This is a genomic window from Parabacteroides sp. MSK.9.14, from assembly GCF_019041495.1.
Taxonomy (GTDB): Bacteria; Bacteroidota; Bacteroidia; order Bacteroidales; family Tannerellaceae; genus Parabacteroides; species Parabacteroides merdae.
Genome location: NZ_JAHPXO010000001.1, coordinates 92,124 through 113,715 on the forward strand (window position 1 = coordinate 92,124; position 21,592 = coordinate 113,715).

At 46.9% G+C, this 21,592-nt stretch carries 12 protein-coding genes; 3 read left to right on the plus strand and 9 right to left on the minus strand.

Annotation, left to right across the window (positions count from 1 at the left end):
- Positions 1–58: 58 nt before the first annotated feature.
- From KTG12_RS00330 to rbr, 7 genes are all read right to left on the minus strand, one after another.
- Positions 59–4,897, minus strand: coding sequence for an efflux RND transporter permease subunit (locus KTG12_RS00330; protein ID WP_046452485.1), 4,839 nt, complete (start codon positions 4,895–4,897; stop codon positions 59–61).
- Complete coding sequence (locus KTG12_RS00335; protein WP_138272589.1) at positions 4,894–8,001, minus strand: efflux RND transporter permease subunit; 3,108 nt, start codon at positions 7,999–8,001, stop codon at positions 4,894–4,896. Before KTG12_RS00335 ends, KTG12_RS00330 begins: the two co-directional genes overlap by 4 nt.
- Positions 7,998–9,056, minus strand: coding sequence for an efflux RND transporter periplasmic adaptor subunit (locus KTG12_RS00340; RefSeq protein WP_371744980.1), 1,059 nt, complete (start codon positions 9,054–9,056; stop codon positions 7,998–8,000). Before KTG12_RS00340 ends, KTG12_RS00335 begins: the two co-directional genes overlap by 4 nt.
- A 1-nt stretch (position 9,057) precedes the next feature.
- Complete coding sequence (locus KTG12_RS00345) at positions 9,058–10,533, minus strand: TolC family protein (RefSeq protein ID WP_370853079.1); 1,476 nt, start codon at positions 10,531–10,533, stop codon at positions 9,058–9,060.
- Between the two features lie 37 nt (positions 10,534–10,570).
- Positions 10,571–13,843, minus strand: a complete 3,273-nt coding sequence (locus KTG12_RS00350; protein ID WP_022321641.1) for a hypothetical protein — start codon at positions 13,841–13,843, stop codon at positions 10,571–10,573.
- Positions 13,844–13,859: 16 nt separating this feature from the next.
- A complete protein-coding gene (locus tag KTG12_RS00355) occupies positions 13,860–14,753 on the minus strand; it encodes an ABC transporter ATP-binding protein (RefSeq protein ID WP_005639588.1) in 894 nt (297 codons plus the stop codon).
- A gap of 164 nt (positions 14,754–14,917) precedes the next feature.
- The gene (rbr, locus tag KTG12_RS00360) at positions 14,918–15,496 is read right to left on the minus strand and encodes a rubrerythrin (RefSeq protein ID WP_138272591.1); all 579 of its coding nucleotides are present in this window, start codon (positions 15,494–15,496) and stop codon (positions 14,918–14,920) included.
- Positions 15,497–15,797: 301 nt separating this feature from the next.
- On the opposite strand from rbr, the gene KTG12_RS00365 reads away from it, so the two are divergent.
- Positions 15,798–17,474 (plus strand): SulP family inorganic anion transporter, encoded by a 1,677-nt coding sequence (locus KTG12_RS00365; RefSeq protein ID WP_005639592.1) that lies wholly within the window; start codon positions 15,798–15,800, stop codon positions 17,472–17,474.
- 85 nt (positions 17,475–17,559) lie between these two features.
- Here the strand turns inward: KTG12_RS00365 and KTG12_RS00370 are convergent, their stop codons facing one another.
- Positions 17,560–17,724, minus strand: coding sequence for a hypothetical protein (locus tag KTG12_RS00370; protein WP_005639595.1), 165 nt, complete (start codon positions 17,722–17,724; stop codon positions 17,560–17,562).
- Positions 17,725–17,888: 164 nt separating this feature from the next.
- On the opposite strand from KTG12_RS00370, the gene KTG12_RS21575 reads away from it, so the two are divergent.
- A complete protein-coding gene (locus KTG12_RS21575; RefSeq protein WP_254189036.1) occupies positions 17,889–19,229 on the plus strand; it encodes a trypsin-like serine protease in 1,341 nt (446 codons plus the stop codon).
- A gap of 33 nt (positions 19,230–19,262) precedes the next feature.
- Entirely contained in the window at positions 19,263–20,693 is a 1,431-nt protein-coding gene (locus KTG12_RS21580; RefSeq protein ID WP_240141745.1) for a T9SS type A sorting domain-containing protein, read from the plus strand.
- 72 nt (positions 20,694–20,765) lie between these two features.
- On the opposite strand, the gene KTG12_RS00380 is transcribed toward KTG12_RS21580, so the two are convergent.
- Positions 20,766–21,545: a radical SAM protein gene (locus KTG12_RS00380; RefSeq protein ID WP_216945401.1), complete on the minus strand. Its 780-nt coding sequence runs from the start codon at positions 21,543–21,545 to the stop codon at positions 20,766–20,768.
- Positions 21,546–21,592 lie beyond the last annotated feature (47 nt).

The window sequence follows — 21,592 nt, forward strand, 5'->3', positions numbered from 1 at the left end:
ATTTATGATTTATGATTTATCATCGACGCATAAATCATAAATTATAAATCATAACTTTTTAAAGTTCTTTCAACAAGCAAAGATAAGCATCTTCCAAGTTCGGTTCCACTTGTACCGCTCCATCATACGGAGAGGTGGTCGAGAGGTAACGGACCCGGATACGGTCGTCTTTTTGGATATGGTTGACGATCCGGGACTTATCCAATGCCTGTTCAAATTCTGTCTTACCGATATCGAACTGCCAGACCTTTCCGGCCGCCATGCCGACCATATCAACCGGATCGCCAAAATACTTTAGGCTGCCTTTGTTGATCACGACCACCTGGCTACATGAACTGGATATGTCTTCGATGATATGAGTAGAGAAGATCACGATACGATCCTTGCTCAACTCCACCAACAGGTTTCGGAAACGGATGCGTTCGCGCGGGTCGAGTCCGGCAGTAGGTTCGTCTACCACTAAAATACGTGGCAGGTGCAACAGAATCAGAGCGATACCGATACGTTGTTTCATACCGCCGGAGAAAGAACCGATTTTCTCATCTTTACGGTCGAACATATGGACGGCGCGGAGGACATACTCCAACCGCTCACGGCGCAGCTCGGGATTGACGAGGCCCTTCAAGATCGCCTGATAATCGAGAAATTCCCAAGATGACATATTCTCGTATGTCCCGAACTCCTGTGGCAGGAAACCGATCAGGCTCTGCAGTTCCTCCCGGTAGACACGCGTATCCAGTCCGTTGATCCAGATACTGCCGTAGCTCTGTTCCAAAATGCCGCAGATGATACGCATCAGGGTGGACTTACCTGCTCCGTTCGGTCCCAAGAGGCCGAACATACCTGTACGGATCTCGAACGATACGCCTCGGAGTGCCTTGAACGGCTGCCGACGTTTCCCGATCAGCGGAATACTTTTCACCATACGGAACCACGAACGACGCAGCCCGGCGAAACGTCCTTTTACACGCTCGATATTGATTTCCTTCTCATACAGATAGCCAGAAGTCACATAGATTGCTATGCAGAACGCCCACAACACCCCGATCGTCCCCACCAAGTTCGGATTATCCAATTTGCGGAACAGACCAAAAAGGATCAGTGGAGGAAGGCCCCAAAAGATGATCCGGTTAACGTATTTCACTGTCCGGCTTCCTGCAAACCGTCCATAGAGATATTCACGTACCTTGCGCCACAGGTAAAGCGTTGCGGCGTAGACTGCGAAAGAGAGAAGAAATATCCACAACCTGTTCCCGACAAAGAACCAGGTGAACCAGACGCCGAAACCTAACAGGACGAACTGCCAGCCCAGTTCCATAAAGAATCCTCTTTCTCGCGTCTGAAGCGGGATCGCAGAAGCACCAGTGGTATCCGCATAATCAGAGGAGGTATCAGGACTGATCTTTTGCGATCCCATGTCAGGCACGGGAACGGGACAGTCATCCGGCAATCCGGCAGGTATAAGGTAGTTTTTCTTCAAACCTAACCGTCGACGGATCAGCAGGCCACTCTTCCACTGGCGGCTGACACGTCCCGGCCAGTCGTATATCTTCACCAGGTTGCGGACGGATATATGGATGTCCGTCTCCGGATCGATCACCTTCGAACGGGCACGGCGGAGACTTGTCTGCATAAAATAGGTCACTCCCGGAATACCGGCCAACAACAACACCCCATAGACGGACTGCCACAGGAGGCCACCACCATAAAACCAGATACAGCCGGCTCCTGCCATAAAGAGCAAACCGTGCAGAACCCATACTTTCGCGGACAGCTCCTTGTACCATTGCAGCGTGTTTTCCAGTCCCATACAAACGGTAGGGATCAGGATCAGCGTCAACAATGCAGAGAAGGAAAGACCGCCGATCACAGTAATGGCAAACGGTGCACCGATCGCTCCGGCATACTCAGAGTTACCCATCGCCATCGGCAACATGGCTACGATCGTCGTGATGGAAGTAATTAGGATCGGGCGAATACGTGACAGCCCAGCCGTCATCAACGCCCTGTTGCGGCGATAACCTCGCCGGCGGAGAATGTTGGCATAATCGATCAGGATAATACCATTGTTCACCACTACTCCCAGTAGGATCAGAAACCCGATCATCACGTTCGCATTGTTCAGCAGGCTGTTGCCCGTCAGCAACAACGCCAGCAGCGAACCGATCGCAGCCAGCGGGATGGAGAACAGCAGGACGAACGGCGTCACAAAGGACTCGAACACCGAAGCCAGGATCATAAAGATCAGGATAAAGGCAGCCAACAGCAGAAACTTGAAGTCGGCAAACATATCTTCCTCGTGAAACACTTCGACCGCCACGCCCGAAGGCAGGTTATAACCCGACACCAACTGGTCGATATCCGACCGGTAGCCTTCGAGGAGGTCTCTCGACTCTTCAACGTCGCGCGAGAAAGAATAGAACAACTCAATCTGCTTGTCCTGGTTCACACGGGTGACACGGGCACGCCCGCGGCCATAATTGACGGAGGCGATATCTTCCAGCCTGTGCAGGCTGCCGGAAGCGCTTGGTATATGCACTTCGCGCAGGTCGTCCACCGTCTTGTCCCGATTCTTGCCAGCCTCTTCCTCCTCTACCGTCCGGTTACGGATGATGATATCGTAGGTATCCTCCCCCACCTTGAAAGAAGTCCCGGACGAAATCTCCGGGTTCAGAGACGTGAGGCCGGAAGCTATGTTCTGGCGAGAGATATCGTAGGAGGTCAGCAGGATCGGGTCGAAACCGAGACGAATCTCCGGCTGCGGGCGACTGTAGGAGACACGGGTATTGCGGATGAACTCCTGTTCGTCGAGGTAATAGCGGAAATCCTCCGCCACCCGCTGCATAAGGTCAAAATCAGAGCCTTTGATCACAATGCGTTCGCGGTTCTCACCGATACCCAAAAGACGCATGAAGCTCCCCATGCCACCCATCATATCCCCGGAGCCGCCTCCCCCTCTGCTCCCACCGCTTCCGGCTTCAGAAAGTGATATTTCGGCGCCGTTGATGGTACGGAGGCGAGTTTGCACATCGGATTTAATGTCAGTGATGCTGCGCTTCCCGATCTGGCGGTAATCTTTTTTGAGAACAAGTGTCAGCTCGGCGTCCGTTTCCCGGATACGGCTGATCAGATCTTGTTTCTCCGGAAACCCGGCAAGGCGTTCCTCGATGACACGAACGACCTGGTCGGCATTCTCCAGCGTGCTGCCGGTCGGCATCGTCACATAGATGCTGAAACGGTCGCTCTCCACCTCTTTTCGGTCCTGGATATTCAGGGAGACAGAAAGGATCAAGCAAAGGAACAGCAGGATGACGGCCCCAAAGACCGTCACACCGGGATTCCTCATGCAGGTCTTCAACAACACCAGATAGATTTGTACCGGCCGCTGCGTGACAGACACTTTTTCATAAAAGACCGTGCCCCTATCCGGCTTCCTCAGTACCGTATAGGTAGCCATCGGAATGAAAAGGAGGGCGACAGCGAGAGAGATCAGGAGAGTCGAGATGATGGAAACGCCGATATGGTGTCCCATCAGCTTGATCAAAAAATTATCGGAAAAGACGAATGGAAGGAAGACCGTAACCGTTGTTAGGGTAGCGGCAAGGATGGAGCGCCAGACCTCGCGCGTACCTTGCGTCACGGAACGTTCGGGTGTATTGCCGGTAGATGAGATGCGGTAGATATTCTCCAAGACCACCACACTGTTGTCCAGCAGCATACCAATCGCCAGCGCCATACCAACCAACGTAAGGCTGTTGATCGTAATCCCTGCCCCGTAGAAGAAATTGAATGCCGTATAAACGGAAATCGGGATGGACAGAGCGATGAAGAACACCAACCGTAGGTTCTTCAGGAAAAGCCAGAGAATGACGACGGCAAGTAGGCCACCCACGATCGCAAGGCGGATGATTTGGTCAATGTTATCCTCCATCGTCTCCGCTTGGTTATTCTCTACGACGATCGAGAGGTCGAGCGGGGCAAGCTGCTCGTTCAGACGGTCAATCACTCCGACCGTACGGTGAGAAAGCTGGATCAAGTTGGCCTGCGAGTCAGCAAGCAGGGAAACGGAAACGGCATCTTTGCCATTGACCCGACTGTAGCTTGTCTCCTCTTTCATGTCGAAGAAAACGGTGGCAACGTCTTTCAGCAACACGGGGCCAGAGGCAACGACGATGTTTTCGAGGTCGGAAACTTCGGTATAAGGAGAATTGACATGGACAAAGTATTTCCCGTCCGGCTCACTGGCATAGCCGACAAACGCCTTCTCTTGCGTATTCTGTGTTAAGAGGCTGCTAATAGCGGAAGGAGTCAAATTGAGGGCTTTGCAGGCATCAGGATCGAGTTGCACCTCTATGGCCTTCTCGCGACCACCATAGATATTGACGGAAGCGATGCCGTCAATGTTTTCCAGGTCGGGCCTTATCTCTTTCTCCACTAAGTTACGAACCCGGTCCGTACCACCCGATCCACGCACCTGGAGCGACATGAAGCCACCGGCAAGCATCGAAACATCGATCTTTTGTACCTGTACTGTAAAGCCTTCGGGAAGAGAAGAGGCGATTTCGTTAATCTTCTCCTGCAACTTCAGGGCAGTAATTTTGAAGTTGATATTTGACTTGAAGTCAATCTTGATGGAAGACTGGCGGCTATCGATCAGGGATTCGATTTGCTCTACTCCACCTATGGTCCCAATAGCCCCTTCGATAGGGATCACGACTTCCGACTCGACATACGACGGATCCATATCCTGTGCCGAGGTGACCTGTACAAACAGCATCGGAAGCTCCGCATTAGGCAACAGTTCTACCGGCAACTGCTTGTACGACACGTAGCCTAATCCTGTCAAGGCTATGAACAGCATACAGATCGCAATCTTCCTATGTAGTAAAAAATTCATTTTCCCCTTTTCATTTTTTCAAATACATAATATACACACGGGATTACCATCAGACTCATGACGGTCGAAGTCACCAACCCACCGATCACTGCGATCGCCATAGGTGAACGAAGTGAAGCACCTTCGCCGAAGCCGAACGTCATCGGCAGGAGAGCTAGGATCGTCGTGAGCGTCGTCATTAGGATCGGGCGAATACGTTGCTGGCCGGATTCCACGATGGCATCCGTCAGCTCCATGCCGGATTGTTTCAACTGGTTGATACGGTCGACTAGGATAATCGAGTTGTTCACCGCAATACCGACCAGCATCACGATGCCGATCACTCCCATCATATTGATCGTCGTCCCCGTCAGAAAGAACAGTAGAATCGCCCCTACCACCGCCAACGGGATCGTCAGCAAGATCGTGAAGGGATGCAACAGCGACTCAAACTGCGAAGCGAGTACCATATAGACCAGGATCACCGAAAGGGCCAAAGCAAACATCAAGCTGTTCATGGACTCCTGGCGCTTCTCTTCCTCGCCGGTAACGGTAATCAAATAGTTGGCAGGCAAGTCAATATCTTTCACTGCAAAGCGTATTTCGTCCGCCACCTTGTCAAGCGAATAGCCAACATCGAGATTGGCCGTTACCTTGCTGATGCGGTTCTGTCCACGACGGAAGATTTCTTTCGGAGCCTGCGAACAGGTGATCGTTGCGATCTCCTGCAAGCGGAATTCTTTCTCACCGTTTCGTATGACCAGTCCACCGAGGTCGTGCAAGGTGATATCGGGAACCTTGATCAGGATATCCCGCATCTCTCCCCGGTACTCCATCTTGCCGGATTCGAGGCCGCCGAGCTGCTGCTTCAACTGTTCGATAACGGTCGAGACGCTGACATTATGAATGCCGGCAACCGTGCGGTCGACGGAAATCGTTACCTCCGGGGCACCGTCTTCAACGGACGACTGGACATTGTAAAGTCCCGGCAGACCGGTGATCCGTCCTTTTACTTCTTCCGTGATAGACGCTATTTCGTCCAGTTCCTCTCCTTTTACCTCGACCACGATGGGGGCTCCTTCGCTTCCCAAAAGGGAGCTGAGGGAGTTCTCTTCCTGCTTCAGGGTGACCTCTAACCCTTCGGTATCTTCGGTAGTCTGTACAAACTGCGCCATCACCTCTTCGGGCGGAACGGGGCAGGAAGGCGAAAGGATCACTTTCATGACAGCCGTATTCTCCCCTTCGAATATATCATTCTCCGAACCGCTACCCGATCCGACATGGCTGTAGATCGTACACAGGGAGTCTTGCGAGATGGTGTGCATCAAATCCTCCAGGTTACCGACAGCCGAAGCGGTACGCTCCAACGGAGTCCCTTCCGGCAACTTGATAACGGCAGAGAACGCCTTGCTCCCGGCTCTCGGCATAAACTCCGTACCGATAAAGGGAACCAACAACCCCGCTATCACCAGCAACATCAAAGCGCAGCCGATCACCACCCAACGGCGGCGGAGCAGCGTGCGCAACAAGGGGCTGTAACCGGTAATCCGGATGCCGTTTCCCCCCCGTGTACCACCACCAGCACCACGATCCTGCCGTCCGGTAATCCGGTCATACAACATCGGGATCACCAAGATCGCCACAAACAACGACGATACCAACGAGAACGTCACCGTCCAGGCCTGATCTTTAAACAGTTCTCCAGAAGCGCCATGTAGATAGACAATCGGCAGAAAGACGACGATCGTCGTCAACGTCGAGGCAATGACCGCACCGGCCACTTCGGAGGTTCCCGCTATGGCAGCTTCACGTATCGTCATCCCTTTCTCCTGATTACGGAAAATACTTTCGATCACTACGATCGCATTATCCACCAACATACCGGCTCCGAGCGCCAATCCACCAAGCGTCATGATATTGAGGGTAAGATGATTAAAGAACATCAAGTTGAAAGTTGCGACAATGGAAATCGGGATAGCCAAGCTGACAATCAACGTCGTCCCCAAACGGCGAAGGAAGACGAACAAGATCACCACCGCAAGGATAATCCCTAAGACGGCGCTGCTCTTCACCTCTCCTATTGCATTCTTGATAAAGGTACCCTGATTCGTGATCACCTGAAAACGATAGCCGGGCAACGCCTGCTCAATAACCGCCAACCGGCGGATCACACCATCGACAACCTTCACCGTATTGAAACGCATTTCCTTGTAAACAGACAATCCGATACTGCGCTTGCCATTGATGCGGACAATATTTTCCGGACGATCATTCTCGAAGCTGACAGTAGCGACTTCACGTAGGAATATCGGAGCTTTGTCCATAGACGATGTGGAAACCGCACCGGAAGTCCCCGAAGCCGTAGCCTCGGCCGCAACCGGCTTATAACCGACAATCAGATTCTCAAAATCACTCTCCGTCGCAAACAAGCTCGAACTCTTGACCAAGTATTGCAGTCCCAACTCGCTGACACGACCGCCGGAAACGCTTTGGTTATTCGCCTCTATCTTGGAAGACAAATCATTTATCGTCAATTTAAAGGCATCCAGCTTATAAGGGTCCGTACGGATCATTAGCGTACTAACCTCATCGCCCGACAACGTAACATCCGCAACCCCTTCCAGACTGATCAACTCGTTACGAATATAGCTCTCCGCCACCTTCCGAAGCTCCGCCATATCGGTAATACTACGGTGCGAAAGTCCAATCAGAACGACAGGAGACTGATTCAGATCATGCTGCGTGATCTTGAGTTCGGTGATATCTTTATTTTGGGCAAAAGGGTTCATAGCTTTCTGCAAGTCAAGAAAGGCCTCATCCATATCTTTCTTCCAAGTGTACTCGACCGTAATGCGGGCGGAACCGGCACGAATCACGGATGAAACCTGTATCACGTCACTCTGCCGAATCGCCATCGACTCCATGTTCTTGACAAACTGCTTCTCAATCTCCTCCGGCGGACGTTCGCCTGCCTTCAACTCGATAAAAAGACGGGGATTATTCAGGTCGGGCAACAGGTCAACCGCCAACTGGTCATAGGAAATCTTGCCCAACAGCAGGATCGCCAATACCAACATACAAATTGTGACCGGATTGCTTACCGCAAATTTGATAATACTTTTCATTTCTGAACTTTTACCTTTGCATTCTCTTTTAATGTCTCGAAACCTTTCACCACCAAGTTATCGTTCTCTTTCAGCCCTTCCAGAATCTGGATGTTTTTGTCGTCTTCCAGCCCGGTCTTGAGCTCGCGAAGCAGGGCCGTGTTCTTCTCGACGATATAAACGTATTTGACACGGCGGTTGGACTGAATCACATCTTTCGGTATGATGATAGCACTGTCCGCCTTATTCACCACGATATCAGCTTTGATAAACATGCCGGGACGGAGTTTCAAACCGTCATTCTGTATCAGTATCTTCCCTTTGAAAGTACGGGTTTCGGAACTAATGGCAGGCGACAATTCGCTAATCACCCCTCGGATCGTATCTTTGGGCAACGTATAATGGGTGATATAGACCGGCTGATCCGCTTTCACATACCCGATAGCACTTTCCGGCAGATTGATATCCATGTACATACGAGCATAGTCCATGATACCGACTATCGGTTTCCCTTGTTCGATACGGACATCAGACGTATAATGGGGCAAATCCACGATCACACCGTCGAAAGGAGCTTTGACATTCATCTTCTCCAAATTGAGCTTACCGTTCTCGTAATCATAGCGGGCGTTTGTCACTTTTACCTCCGTATTACGCATTTCACTAAGCGTCACACCGCCTTTCTCATACAAGGCTTTCTGCTTCACTTGCTCCTGCTCGGCTATTTCAAGACTCAACTCTTTGGCATCGATAGCGATACCGTTTTCGTATTCCCGGTCTTCGAGGCGGACGATCAGTTGTCCTTTGGAGACGATATCTCCCAGTTTAAAGGGCTTGCCTGTACGGGGATTGGTTTGCAGTTTGTACAAGCCACTCATTTCGGAATTGAGCGTTACTCCATAGGTAGGCTGTGCCGTACCGGTCGTATTGACCAGCTTGCTGATAGAACCTTTCTTCAATTTCGTTACCGACACGGGTGTAGCAATATCGTTCTGTGTATTCTGTGGCTGATTATTACAACCTGCCGTCAACAGGACAAACAATAAGAGAGATGTGATTGTATATTTCATATTCATATTATTTTTTCGTTACTAAATCTTCCATCGGGACAATAGGCACATCGTGCTCGAAATCGTAGAGGGAAAGTATCTTAAGGTTCAATAATTCGATCTTATAATTGATAAGCGCCTGCGTATAGGCGATCTTTTTATTTGAAAGCTGGGTCTGGAATTGGTTCATGTCCATACCAGTTATATCGCCCTCCCGGTAACGGGTCAGATTCAAATCATAGGTACGCTGTGCATTTGCAACATTCTGCTTGGCTATCTTGATCTGCGAAAGCAAGTTTTCCAGGCTACGCCAGGTCTGGCGGATGTTCAGTTCAATGTTGACTTTGTCTTCATGGAATTCCAGCCTGTTGATCTTCTGGGCTACTTCCTGCGCCTTGACACGGGCTTTCTTCTCTCCCCAATCAAAGATCGGGACACTGAAGCTGATGGCAACACGCGGATTCTGCGTCGGGTTATTATAAATCTTTTCCAGATGTCGGTTATCACCGATCAGACCGAAAGAGAGAGCAATATCTCCCTTGAACTCGTTCAGAGCCTTCGTCTTAATCATATCGAAAGCTAGTTCTTTGCTCTCAATCTCACGCTGACGCAGTTCCAGACGCGATTCAAGACCATGCTGTATCGCCTTTTCCAGATTCACTTCCACCGGCTTGATCTGTACTTCGGCAAAGACCATGATATCCTCGTTCAGATCCATCCCCAACGTCTGCTTTAACTGGTCTTTCGAGTTTTCAAGCGATACTTGCTGTTCTTCTAGAGAAGAACGCGCGGAAGCGAGATTCACTTCCGCTTGAAACAACTCATCGCGGGCAGCCAGGTCGGCTTCCACCTTATTCTTGATAATCTCATAGCTTTGCTGTGCATTGGTCAGTTCTTCCCTAGTAATAGCCAATTGGCTTTGTGCCATATAGACAGAATAGAACTGTTGGGTAATATCCTTTTCCGTACTCAATCGTTGCAATGCGTAGCTGATATTGGCATTCTCATAATCGTATTCGATCTGTTGCAGTTCCATCTTACGCTTGTTATAAGTAAAGATGGGTTGCGAAAGCTGCAGGTAAAGGTCGTTGCTGAACGCCTTGTTACTGGTCTTCGTACCGTCGATATTGGAGTTATTATCCTGCCAGCCGAAACGGTTGATCAATGAGAGAACACCATCCGTCCACAAGATCGGTTGATCCACTTGGAATGTTCCAGTCGCACTGAACCTCTCATTCGTATACCACTGAGACAGGCGGTTATCGAAACTGCGGCTCTTGCTGTAATCCACCGGATTAAGGTTCAACGAGAACTTCGATTTCAGGGAAGCCCGCTGTGCAACCAAGTTCTGCTGATAACGTTCCAGATTCATGTGGGAACGGCGCAGGGAAGGACTATGCTCTTCCGCTATATCCATCGCCTTCTCGATCGTCAGCGAGACCTGCCCCTGCAACGGGACATACCCACCTAGGCAGACGGCAGCCGTCAGTATTATCTTTTTCATGGATAGTAACTCTCTTCGTATCATGTATCTAATTCTATTAATATCGTTTTACTATTTTGACCGCATCTGCCGTCACGCTTCGTAGCTTGCACTCGTTCGTCAGGGTGATCCGGACCGTATCGGAACTGAAGTAGTAGGCGCCTATAGGTTCCCAGCCTTCATTCGCTTTTTTCAGATCTATATAAGCATCTTCGTTTTCTTCGTCATACTCCACCTTAAAATGGTATTCACCGCCAGCCTGCTTATTATATTTCAGCTCATTGTCTTTGGAAACATAATAGTAGACATCATATTGTCCGGCAGAAAGAATCGGAACTTTCCAGGTTGCCGTTTGGCTGCCGTTACCACTCTTGATCACATAGGCTGACCGGATATAGCGGCCATAGTAGGCGGCATTCGTCGTAGCCGTCCACTGCAACGGGGCACGCCAGGGAGAGACACCGGCATATTTAAAAGAAGTATTTTCGACCTTATCGAGCCACTTGGGCAGAAGCCCAACCACGGCTGGTTCGGACAGGAAAAAAAGAGAATCTTCATTATCGACGATCACCTCTCCTTCCACTACGGGAGAAAAGTCTGTAACAATGAAATCTCCTTCGGTATCGACCGCCCTCTCTCGTTCTTCCCGGATGTTAGTAACAGGCAGGTTCAGTATACTCGGCAGATTTCCGGCTATCAGCGTATTCACATCCACTTGGCGAGGCGCTTCCTCCCAGACCGTTACCAGCAACTTGGTCTGTCGGGCGGCAAGAGGCAGTTTACGGCTCACACGCGGATCGATACTCGGACCATAGCCTCCGATCTGTATATTGAGTTGAAGCATACCGTCATTATCAGAATTATTGCTGACCAATTGCTTCAGCACGAAACTCTCCTGTCCCTTGTTCGTGATCTTGGTCACTTCGGGCTGCCCGATCGTATAGAAAGGAAGAGGCGTCGGACGATCCCATCCGGAAATACCTGCACGGATATCGGCCCCGCTGATCATCTCCAACGTATCTAACAGGTTCTCGAAGCGCATATTACGAAATTCGTTCCGTTCCAACAGGGCATACAGGGAATCCCTGAACAGACTTATCCCCATATTCACTTCGGCAGGAGCAAACAAGCAATACCCTTTCAGACTGATCGTGTTATTCAGCAAATCGAGATGTTTCACATCAGACAGAAGCTCTTTAAACGAATATCTCTCCATCAGCCGGTTCGCTTTCTCATTATTGCTGATCCCGTTTATCTCGCGTTCCCACCCATTATTATCGGATTTCCTCTGCAGATAAAGTTCGACCAATCGGTTCGTAACAGACCATTCGGAAGAATAGATATTATACCGGAAATTATAGAGTTCGGGAAACAGGAAATATGGATTGCTTTGGGAAGAGATATTGAACTTGCCTCGACTGCCAGAAGAGAAATTATAATTACCTTCCGTCTGCGAAAAAATCCACAGGAAACTGTTCATCACCCGAATCTCCGCCTCTTCTTCACTGATCTCACGCCCTCCCCGCTTCGACCATTTCAACTGGTTTTTCTTGCTTCTGACAAAATCCATCTGATTGAACATACAGCCCAGTTCCGGGAAAAGAACCATTTCCGGCTGCACCACTTCCTGCGCTTGCGACCAGGAACGGACATAGCTATAGAACTGTGCCGGAACTTCCACCACTGAAAACCGGTCGAACGGGTAACTCAACTTATACGTACGTTCGAGATTCTCCCGCAGGTTGCGGATCAATCCCGGAATCGTATCACGGATCGAATCGAACGCCGCCTCGTAATAATCGTGCCCTTTTATATGCCAGATGCTATAGAGCGTACTATCACTTTCCACACTCTTCTGTTCGTATTTTCCGATAATAAGGGAAATGGACTGATAGGGATTGTTTGCTGACTGCGAAATAGAAACCAGTCCGGGAAGCGGCTTCACATCCAACCGAAAACGACTGAAATAGGTCTGTTGCCAATCAGGACTCTTGTCGCTATACCCCGTTCCGGGACGCGGATACCAATAGGTTTCGGGCGTAAACAGCACATAATCTGATGTCTGAAAACTATATTTCTTATCGAGCTTAAGCATTTCCTTATCATGCGGTTGCTGCAAGACCTCCTCCGGGATATCCAGATAACAAAAATCATCTTTTATCCTCCCTTCATAACTGACCGAAAACGAAATGGTATCACCCTTTTCTATCTTCCTTCCGAAATCCACCGCTAAAATCTGTTCCTCCCGCTTAAAATTCAACGACTTCTCTCCATCCTTTACCTCCTCGACCCTCAATCCGGGATTCAGGCAAAAGATAAATACTTCCGATGCAGCAAGCGCCGTTCCCTCCATCCCGACAACGGAACGGATTGTTTCAGACTTCTGTTCCACCGAAATATCGTAGTAATCAATCGCCATCTTTGGCTCATATACATATTTATTGTTAATACTTGTGTATAAAGCACGCATCTCCCCTTCCCAGAGAATCGAACGTACATGTCGAAAACCCGCCGTCACCATTAGCAAGAACATGCAGAACGAAAGGAACAACCACGGATAATGGCTTCTCCTAGCATTCGGCAACCGCTTGAACAAGAAGATCGTAAAGAAGATGAATCCCAAACCGGCAAAGAAATAAATCGCTCGGTGGTTTAAGATCAGCTCCAGGTTACTGAACCCGACGATCGTCGATTTGAACAACGGCAGGTTATACACCATATAATCGAACAGATAGTAGAACTTATCCTGTATATAAAACAAGGTCAGCCCAATATACCCTAACAAAAGTATAAAAGTGAGCGCCTGGTTCTTTAACAACAACATAAGGAAAATTGAAAGTCCGATGATAAATATCAAAGTAGGAATACTGATCAGAAAGAAATAAACCAGATAAGCCGGCAAATCGACCGTCACGCCCGATGCCATAAAGTTAAAAGCCAGCACAATCGCCAATACCAGCAGGTTCAGGAACAGGAACACCCTGAGGTTTCCCCATATCTTCCCGACCACATACTCGGCATTACTGAGCGGCCGGACATAAAAGACCTCGGAAGTATCGAGCTTCTTGTCCCTTTTCAGAAATTCGGAAGAAAGGAAAACTGCGACCACCGCCTGTCCCGTATTCAACAACAAAAGGTTCAGATAGGGTATATTGGATGAAACCGATTTTGCAAACCACAGGCCGAAATTGTCCTCCATCAACATCATGGCAAAGTTGAAAAATCCTAAAAACACCACGGCAAGCAGGGTGAAGATACGGAAAAACCAACTCCTCACCAATATCTTGCTTTCGTATTTAGCTACAGATCGTATGTTCATGATAAATGACATAGGCAAGTGATCTCTTTTAATCGTTTCTCCAACGGTTCAACTTGTTTTCCATATAATAGACATAGGCATGTTCCAGATTAGGCGGATAGGATTCCGCATCATATCCCTGTACCTCGTCAGCCACGACCTGCACTTCCCAGCCCGTACCGGAGGGAATCGTCGAGATAACCGGATACAGTTTATCCACCTCATGCAATTCGTCGCTAGTCACCCGTATACGCCACACTTTTCCTTCCGCCTGCCTCAACATATCTTGCGGGGAACCGTAAAAAGAAACTTCTCCCTTATTCATAAGCGCCATACAGTTGCATGTACTCGATATATCGCCCACGATATGGGTGGAAAGGATAATTGTCACGTCGTTTTCGCTGACTTCCGACAGGAGATTGCGAAAACGAATCCGCTCCTCAGGATCGAGCCCCGTCGTGGGTTCGTCTACAATAATCACTTTCGGATGATGAATCAATGCCTGCGCAATCCCCAAACGGCGCTTCATACCTCCCGACAACTTATTGGCATACCGGTCGCGTACATCGAAAAGTCCGACATTCTCCAGCATCTCGTCCACTGCATTTTTCCGCAAAGACTTACAGTTCATACCGGAAAGACGCGCAGCATAATCTAAAAACTCATACGTTTTATATTTGGCGAAAAAACGGAAATCCTGTGGTAGATATCCCAATACCCCCCGTATCTCCTTGCGCTGCCGCATCAGATCGTACCCGCAGATATTCACCTCACCCGAAGTAGGTTCCATAAGAGCCACTAAAATACGCATCAAAGTAGATTTGCCAGCCCCGTTCGGGCCCAAAAGTCCGAACATACCAGTCGGTATTTCTAGACAGACATCTTTCAATGCGTGGTTTCCGTTCGGATACACTTTATTGAGTTTTCTAATCGATATGCTCATCAACAAGTAAATTCAAATTCATATAAATAGAGAGTCTAAAGATAATAGTTATAATATAAAAACAGGCACGGATTACATGGATTTCACAGTTTTAAATCAAATTAAACCGTGCAATCCGTGTAATCCGTGCCCGAAAAACAGATAAAACTATGTAAATCTATCGATTAATAGTTCTGTTTCATCGGTTCGAAGTAAGCCTGAGGATGTTCGCATGCCGGACATTTCTGCGGAGCTTTCTTTGATTCGATAACGAAACCGCAATTACGACACTGCCATAAAATAGCTTCGGCTTTTTCAAACACCGTACCTGTTTCGATGTTAGACAACAGCTTGCGATACCGTTTTTCGTGTTCAGCCTCAACCTTGGCAATCATACGGAAAGCAACAGCAATAGTTTTAAATCCTTCTTCTTCAGCAATATCAGCGAAAGCAGGGTAAAGGTCAGCCCACTCTTCGTTTTCTCCGGTAGCAGCAGCAGCCAGGTTTTCAGCAGTTGTTCCGATCACGCCTGCCGGATAAGCTGCTGTGATTTCAACCATACCACCTTCGAGGAATTTGAAGAAACGTTTGGCGTGTTCCTTTTCCTGTTCAGCTGTTTCCATAAATACACCTGCAATTTGTTCGTAACCTTCTTTTTTGGCCACGCTTGCGAAGAACGTGTAACGACTTCTTGCCTGAGATTCACCGGCAAATGATTTCAGCAGATTCTGCTCGGTACGAGTACCCTTAATACTTTTTTCCATAATGCTAATTTATGTATATATAAAATAAGTTCATATAATCACCCCTAAATAAATAACGTTCAAAGGTAGGAAAATGTTCAAGCAAACAGCAAATTTACATATACAAAATATTTCTATAACCCAATAGATAATATTTATGCTAACCCGAAAATAAATTATTTAAGTATCTAACTGCAGATTCCTTTGCAGGAGACAGAAGGTTTCATTGCAACAACAGATTCATACAAGCTTATAAAAAAGATTAAAAACATATTTACTTTTTTTGTAACTTTGCAGCACTTTTAATCAATCAGGCAGAAAGATGAAGAACAAGTTTGATTTTCAGCCCAAGCTAGTATCAGCGCTGAAAAACTACTCTAAAGAGAAATTTATGACCGACCTGATGGCCGGTATTATTGTTGGGATCGTAGCATTACCACTCGCTATCGCTTTCGGTATCGCTTCGGGAGTAAGCCCGGAAAAAGGGTTGATCACCGCTATTCTCGGTGGATTTTTCGTATCGTTGTTAGGAGGATGCAACGTACAAATCGGCGGACCGACAGGTGCGTTTATCGTAATCGTATACGGCATTATCCAAAATTTCGGAATCGAAGGACTGGCTATCGCCACTGTTGTCGCCGGTATTATTCTAGTAATCATGGGGGCGTTGAAACTAGGAACAGTTATCAAGTTTATCCCCTACCCGATCGTTGTCGGTTTCACCAGTGGTATCGCCCTCACCATTTTCACCACGCAGATGAAAGACCTTTTTGGGCTGACAATGGATAAGGTCCCTGCGGATTTCATTTCCAAATGGATCGCCTATTTCGAACATTTCGATACGATGAACCTCTGGTCGTTACTGATCGGGCTTACCAGTATCGTGATTATCGCCATCACACCGAAGTTTTCCAAAAAGATTCCGGGTTCGTTGATTGCCATTATCCTGATGACAGTTGTCGTCTACGTCATGCGCTATCATTTAGGGATCACGGGAATCGAAACGATCGGAGACCGTTTTACGATCAATGCTTCCCTGCCCGGTCCCGAAACGATCAACTTCAATATGGAAACGATCAATCTTTTGCTTCCTTCCGCATTCACTATCGCAATGTTAGGAGCGATCGAATCGTTACTGTCCGCTACGGTAGCTGACGGTGTGACAGGAGACAAGCATAACTCCAATACCGAATTGATTGCACAAGGGGCCGCTAATATCATCGTACCTGTCTTCGGCGGTATTCCCGTTACCGGTGCGATTGCCCGTACCATGACGAATATCAACAACGGCGGACGCACTCCGGTTGCCGGCATCATCCATGCAATCGTATTGTTGCTGATTTTACTCTTTTTGGGTCCGTTGACCAAACATATTCCGATGGCTTGCCTGGCAGGCGTGTTGATTATCGTTTCGTATAATATGAGTGAATGGCGTACGTTCCGTTCGCTGATGAAGAACCCGAAAAGCGATGTGTCGGTGTTGCTGGTAACTTTCTTTCTGACGGTTATCTTCGACCTGACGATCGCAATCGAAGTAGGATTGCTTATCGCCATGTTCCTCTTTATGAAGCGTGTAGCTGAAACGACTCATGTATCGGTAGTAAAAGACGAGATCGATCTATCGGACGATGGAGAAATCCACCATGACGAAGAAGTCCTTTCCCTTCCTAAAGGTGTGGAAGTATATGAAATCGACGGTCCGTTTTTCTTCGGGGTGGCAAGTAAGTTCGACGATATCATGCACAATATGGGAGATAAACCGAAGATCCGTATCATCCGCATGCGTAAGGTTCCCTTTATGGACTCGACAGGATTGCATAACTTAGAGAACCTGTTCCGCCTGTCACAAGCCGAACACATACATATGATTCTTTCAGGGGTGAACGAGCATGTACGTCGTGTACTTGTCAAATCTGGTTTCGACAAAAAGATCGGAACGGAAAATATTTGCAGCAATATAAACGAAGCTGTAGCAAAAGCACACGAAGCAATAAGATAAATAAAAAATAGCTCCCGTCCTCCTTTTTTCAGATGGGAGCTATTTTTTCAGATTGGAGAAAAGATAATTCCGTACGACTCAAACATCACACAAACGCTATATGAAGAAAACGGTCTCCCGATTTATCCTCCCTTGCCTCAAACACAAACTCTTTTGCAATCGTCTCTGCATCTTCAAAACTAAACCCATTCTCCGGCTGGCTCCAATACCAGAGCTGCGGGACATTTTTTTTGCTATTCGATGATTCCATTATTTTATATATTTATCCAACTTTATCCATAAGACACAGAATATGAAAAAACCCCTATCCAAATCAGAAATAAATATTACATTTGTCAATTCTGTCTATACCTTTAAATTGGATACCAGGATATTGGTTATACAAAAACAGATTTATATCCAATTATAAAATATATGAACAAAAAGGCCCTACTCCCGCTAATCGGTTTATTCCTGTTGGTAACAGGAATAGTTCTTCCCGGATCTGCCTATGCACAAATCAGCGAAGGTGGAACACCCACTTCCTTCAAGTATCAAAACACACTGAAAAGCGATCTGCCAACCGTTCAGATCCCCATCAATTTCAGCGTAGAGGACCTGAAAACAGTAGACAGATGGCAGGTCAGCCAAGGGGCACCGCTGAAAGTAGGAGTTTTACTCCCGACAGACCTGACAATAGACAATGCTGGTAGCTGGAATACCCTACCTGATGGCAAAAGAGTATGGCGACTACAAGTACAGGCAAAAGACGCCATAGCTTTAATGCTCAGTTTCAGAGATTTTTATATTCCGGAAAATGGGAAACTCTTTATTTACAGCTCCGATAAAACACACCTGATTGGTGCCTTTACCCATCATACCAATCCACCAACGAAAGAATATGCCACCGAATTTTTAGCCGGTGACAAGATCATACTCGAATATGAAGCAGGCATATCGGAAAACGAACATCCCCGCATCGCAATAGATGCTGTAGGATACGGATATAACCATTTGCATGTTTCACGTACGATGGCCGATACAGGCCCTGGCACTTCTGGATCTTGTATGGTAAATATCAATTGCGAAGAGGGGGAAGCTTGGCAAACAGAGAAAAACGGTGTTTGCCAAATGACATTGCCTATTGGAAACTACATCTATATCTGCTCCGGAGCTTTGGTAAACAACACAGCTGAAGATTTGAAACCTTACATCCTTTCTGCTTTCCATTGCATTGACTTGGATATACCAGTCACAGAAAAAAACTTAAACAAATATACTTTCTATTTCCATTTCGAACATACCGGATGTGAAAATAACTCCAGTATCGCATCTTATAGAACAATAACCGGATGCAAGAAAATAGCCGGAATCCCATTAGATGGCGGTTCAGACGGTCTGCTTCTTTTATTGAACCAAACTATCCCGGAACACTACAATGCCTACTACAACGGTTGGGATCGGAGCAACACAGCCGCCCAATCAGGAGTAGGTATCCATCATCCGTCAGGGGATTATATGAAGATATCGACTTTCAACAAGGTGGCAAGGACCTCTACTTGGTATGGTATAGACAACATCAAAGGCGCACCAAACGCACATTGGAACGTCGTGTTCGAACAAACAGCCAATGGGCATGCTGTAACGGAAGGAGGATCCTCAGGTTCTCCATTGTTCAATCAAAACAAACAGATTGTCGGTACATTGAGTGGCGGTTCATCTTCTTGCGAAAAACCGAACGGAGCCAATACTTATGGTAAACTTTATTATCACTGAGATCAATATCCAAACAAAGACAATACATCTCGTATGGATATATATTTAGATCCCAATCATACCGGCAAAACACAACTGGCCGGCCGATACGCGACAGCTCCGAAAGCAATGCCAACTGATCTGACATCGGTCTACCAAAACGGAGAGGTTCTATTGAAATGGAAAGCACCCGTCTCTGCCAGCGAAAAACCGGAACAGTATAACGTTTATCGAAACAATATATTGATCGGACGTACCTTTTCTACATCTTATATTGACAAAGAACCTGAAACCGGTATCCAATCTTACAGCGTTTCCGCATCGTATACAGACAACAAAGAGTCTGCTGTAGCCACCACATCTATTTATGTCTATGAACTGAAGATCCCAACCGATGTAACCACCTCAACTGATGGCAAGAATATCCTCGTCAAATGGAAGGAACCTATTTACCAGCAAATGATCTACTGGGGAAATGGGACAGCTTATCTTTCGTTAGGTTTCAAACAACCTTTCTATTTCGGACAAAGATGGAATAAGGAAGATCTGAAACCTCTGCACGGGCACCTTGTTGAATCTGTTTCCTTCATACCAACCTCAGGTTCATCTTATACGCTGAACATCATACAAGGAAAACGAAAATATGTACAAAAGTTGACTAATTTACCTTTTGATAAATTAATTGAAATCCCGCTTAAAGAACCATTTGTCATTGATGCTTCCCAAGAACTAATCATCGCTTTCCACGCTGAAGCTAAACTATCCACCGCCTATCCAGCAGTCATGGACGAAGGACCAGCAGTCAATGGAAAAGGTAATTTGATTTCATTCGATGGAGAAACGTGGGAATATCTGTATGAACCTTCTGAAAATGAAAATGAAAATTATGATTTCAACTTCTTTCTTGCCGCCACCGTCAGTTCAAAAACAAAGGATATACCAACTATAAAAACTGCATCCAACGACACAACATTGTTAAGTAAGTCATCAGCAATGCCCATACTCACTCGGATATCCGAAGTCGGTTCTTCACTCCGGAGCAGCCAGGCAAGTGCATTTCCGACAATAACAGGTTATAACATTTATCGTAATGGAAGCAAAATCGGCAACGTCCCCAATAAGTTTATCACCCAATATATAGACAAGCAAGCACCGACAGGTAGTATCTTGTATCAGGTTTCCACTCTATACGGAAAAGACGAAAGCAAGAAAGCGGATGCCGACAAAGAAGTAAATGTAGGAAATGAAAAGATCATCCTTTCGGAAACAACGATCTCTCCCACTGTGTTTACAGATCAGGTAGAACTATTCGGAAATGAAAAAGTGGATTTGCTAGAAGTCATCACGTTAGACGGTAAAACGGTCATTCGCCAAAAGAACCCTGGAAAGATCGTTTACACCGGCTCTCTTTCTTCCGGTATTTATATCTTCCGCATCCATACAGATGGAAAAGCTAAGACAATGAAAGCACAAAAAATAAATTGAGAATTAAAAATGGAGAATTGAAAAGCATTGTGACTTCTTACAATGCTTTTCAATTCTCCATTTTTTAATTTTTCAAGCTGACACCGTTACATCAAACCCTTCTTGACGGGCACGGTCGGCAATAGCTTCCAATTCATCTTTTGTCACCTTTTTCAAGTTTTTTACGGGAGTTTCACGGTCGATTGTATAGATCATAACCTGTCTAGGCTTGATTTGTTTTAAAGCTTCCAACCAACCGGAAATTTCGTGTTCGGTTGTATTCGTCACGCTTTCTCCATCCACTTCCCCTTTCAGAAACATGGTTTGTATAATCAGATTGCCATTAAAACGGCAAAGTTGTTCCAACAACCCATCGAAAGTAAAAGCCGGGGAATTGGGAACATTCAACTGCCCGATACGACTATCCGAAATGGAGTCGAGTTTCAATATATTATCTTCAATCTTATTCAATGCCAAGAAGACATCCTCCTTATGGAGCATGGTCGAGTTCGAGAGCACGGCAATCTTAGCCTTCGGGAAAAAACGGTTACGGGTTTCAATCGTATCATCGATAATATCGGCAAATTCAGGGTGCATGGTAGGTTCACCATTCCCAGCAAAAGTGATTACATCGGGAGCAATACCCTCTGTCTGCATGGAAGACAATTTATTTATCAAAGCCTCCTTTACCTCTGCACGGGTTGGCAGTTTACTGCGCGTACGGTGATTCTCGTTTAGTCCGCATTCACAATAAATGCAATTGAATGAACAAAGTTTCCCGTCTGTAGGAAGCAGGTTCATACCTAAAGAAATACCTAACCGACGGCTATGTATCGGTCCGAATACTATTTTATCAAAAAGAATTGTAGACATAATAATTTATATTTGAGTGCAAAGCTACAAAAGCTATCAAAATGGAG

What these genes read in the sequence shown, in the direction of transcription:
- KTG12_RS00330 (WP_046452485.1), bottom strand. Translation starts at nt 4,897, where the DNA reads ATGAATTTTTTACTACATAGGAAGATTGCGATCTGTATGCTGTTCATA.
- KTG12_RS00335 (WP_138272589.1), bottom strand. Translation starts at nt 8,001, where the DNA reads ATGAAAAGTATTATCAAATTTGCGGTAAGCAATCCGGTCACAATTTGT.
- KTG12_RS00340 (WP_371744980.1), bottom strand. Translation starts at nt 9,056, where the DNA reads ATGAATATGAAATATACAATCACATCTCTCTTATTGTTTGTCCTGTTG.
- KTG12_RS00345 (WP_370853079.1), bottom strand. Translation starts at nt 10,533, where the DNA reads ATGAAAAAGATAATACTGACGGCTGCCGTCTGCCTAGGTGGGTATGTC.
- KTG12_RS00350 (WP_022321641.1), bottom strand. Translation starts at nt 13,843, where the DNA reads ATGTCATTTATCATGAACATACGATCTGTAGCTAAATACGAAAGCAAG.
- KTG12_RS00355 (WP_005639588.1), bottom strand. Translation starts at nt 14,753, where the DNA reads ATGAGCATATCGATTAGAAAACTCAATAAAGTGTATCCGAACGGAAAC.
- rbr (WP_138272591.1), bottom strand. Translation starts at nt 15,496, where the DNA reads ATGGAAAAAAGTATTAAGGGTACTCGTACCGAGCAGAATCTGCTGAAA.
- KTG12_RS00365 (WP_005639592.1), top strand. Translation starts at nt 15,798, where the DNA reads ATGAAGAACAAGTTTGATTTTCAGCCCAAGCTAGTATCAGCGCTGAAA.
- KTG12_RS00370 (WP_005639595.1), bottom strand. Translation starts at nt 17,724, where the DNA reads ATGGAATCATCGAATAGCAAAAAAAATGTCCCGCAGCTCTGGTATTGG.
- KTG12_RS21575 (WP_254189036.1), top strand. Translation starts at nt 17,889, where the DNA reads ATGAACAAAAAGGCCCTACTCCCGCTAATCGGTTTATTCCTGTTGGTA.
- KTG12_RS21580 (WP_240141745.1), top strand. Translation starts at nt 19,263, where the DNA reads ATGGATATATATTTAGATCCCAATCATACCGGCAAAACACAACTGGCC.
- KTG12_RS00380 (WP_216945401.1), bottom strand. Translation starts at nt 21,545, where the DNA reads ATGTCTACAATTCTTTTTGATAAAATAGTATTCGGACCGATACATAGC.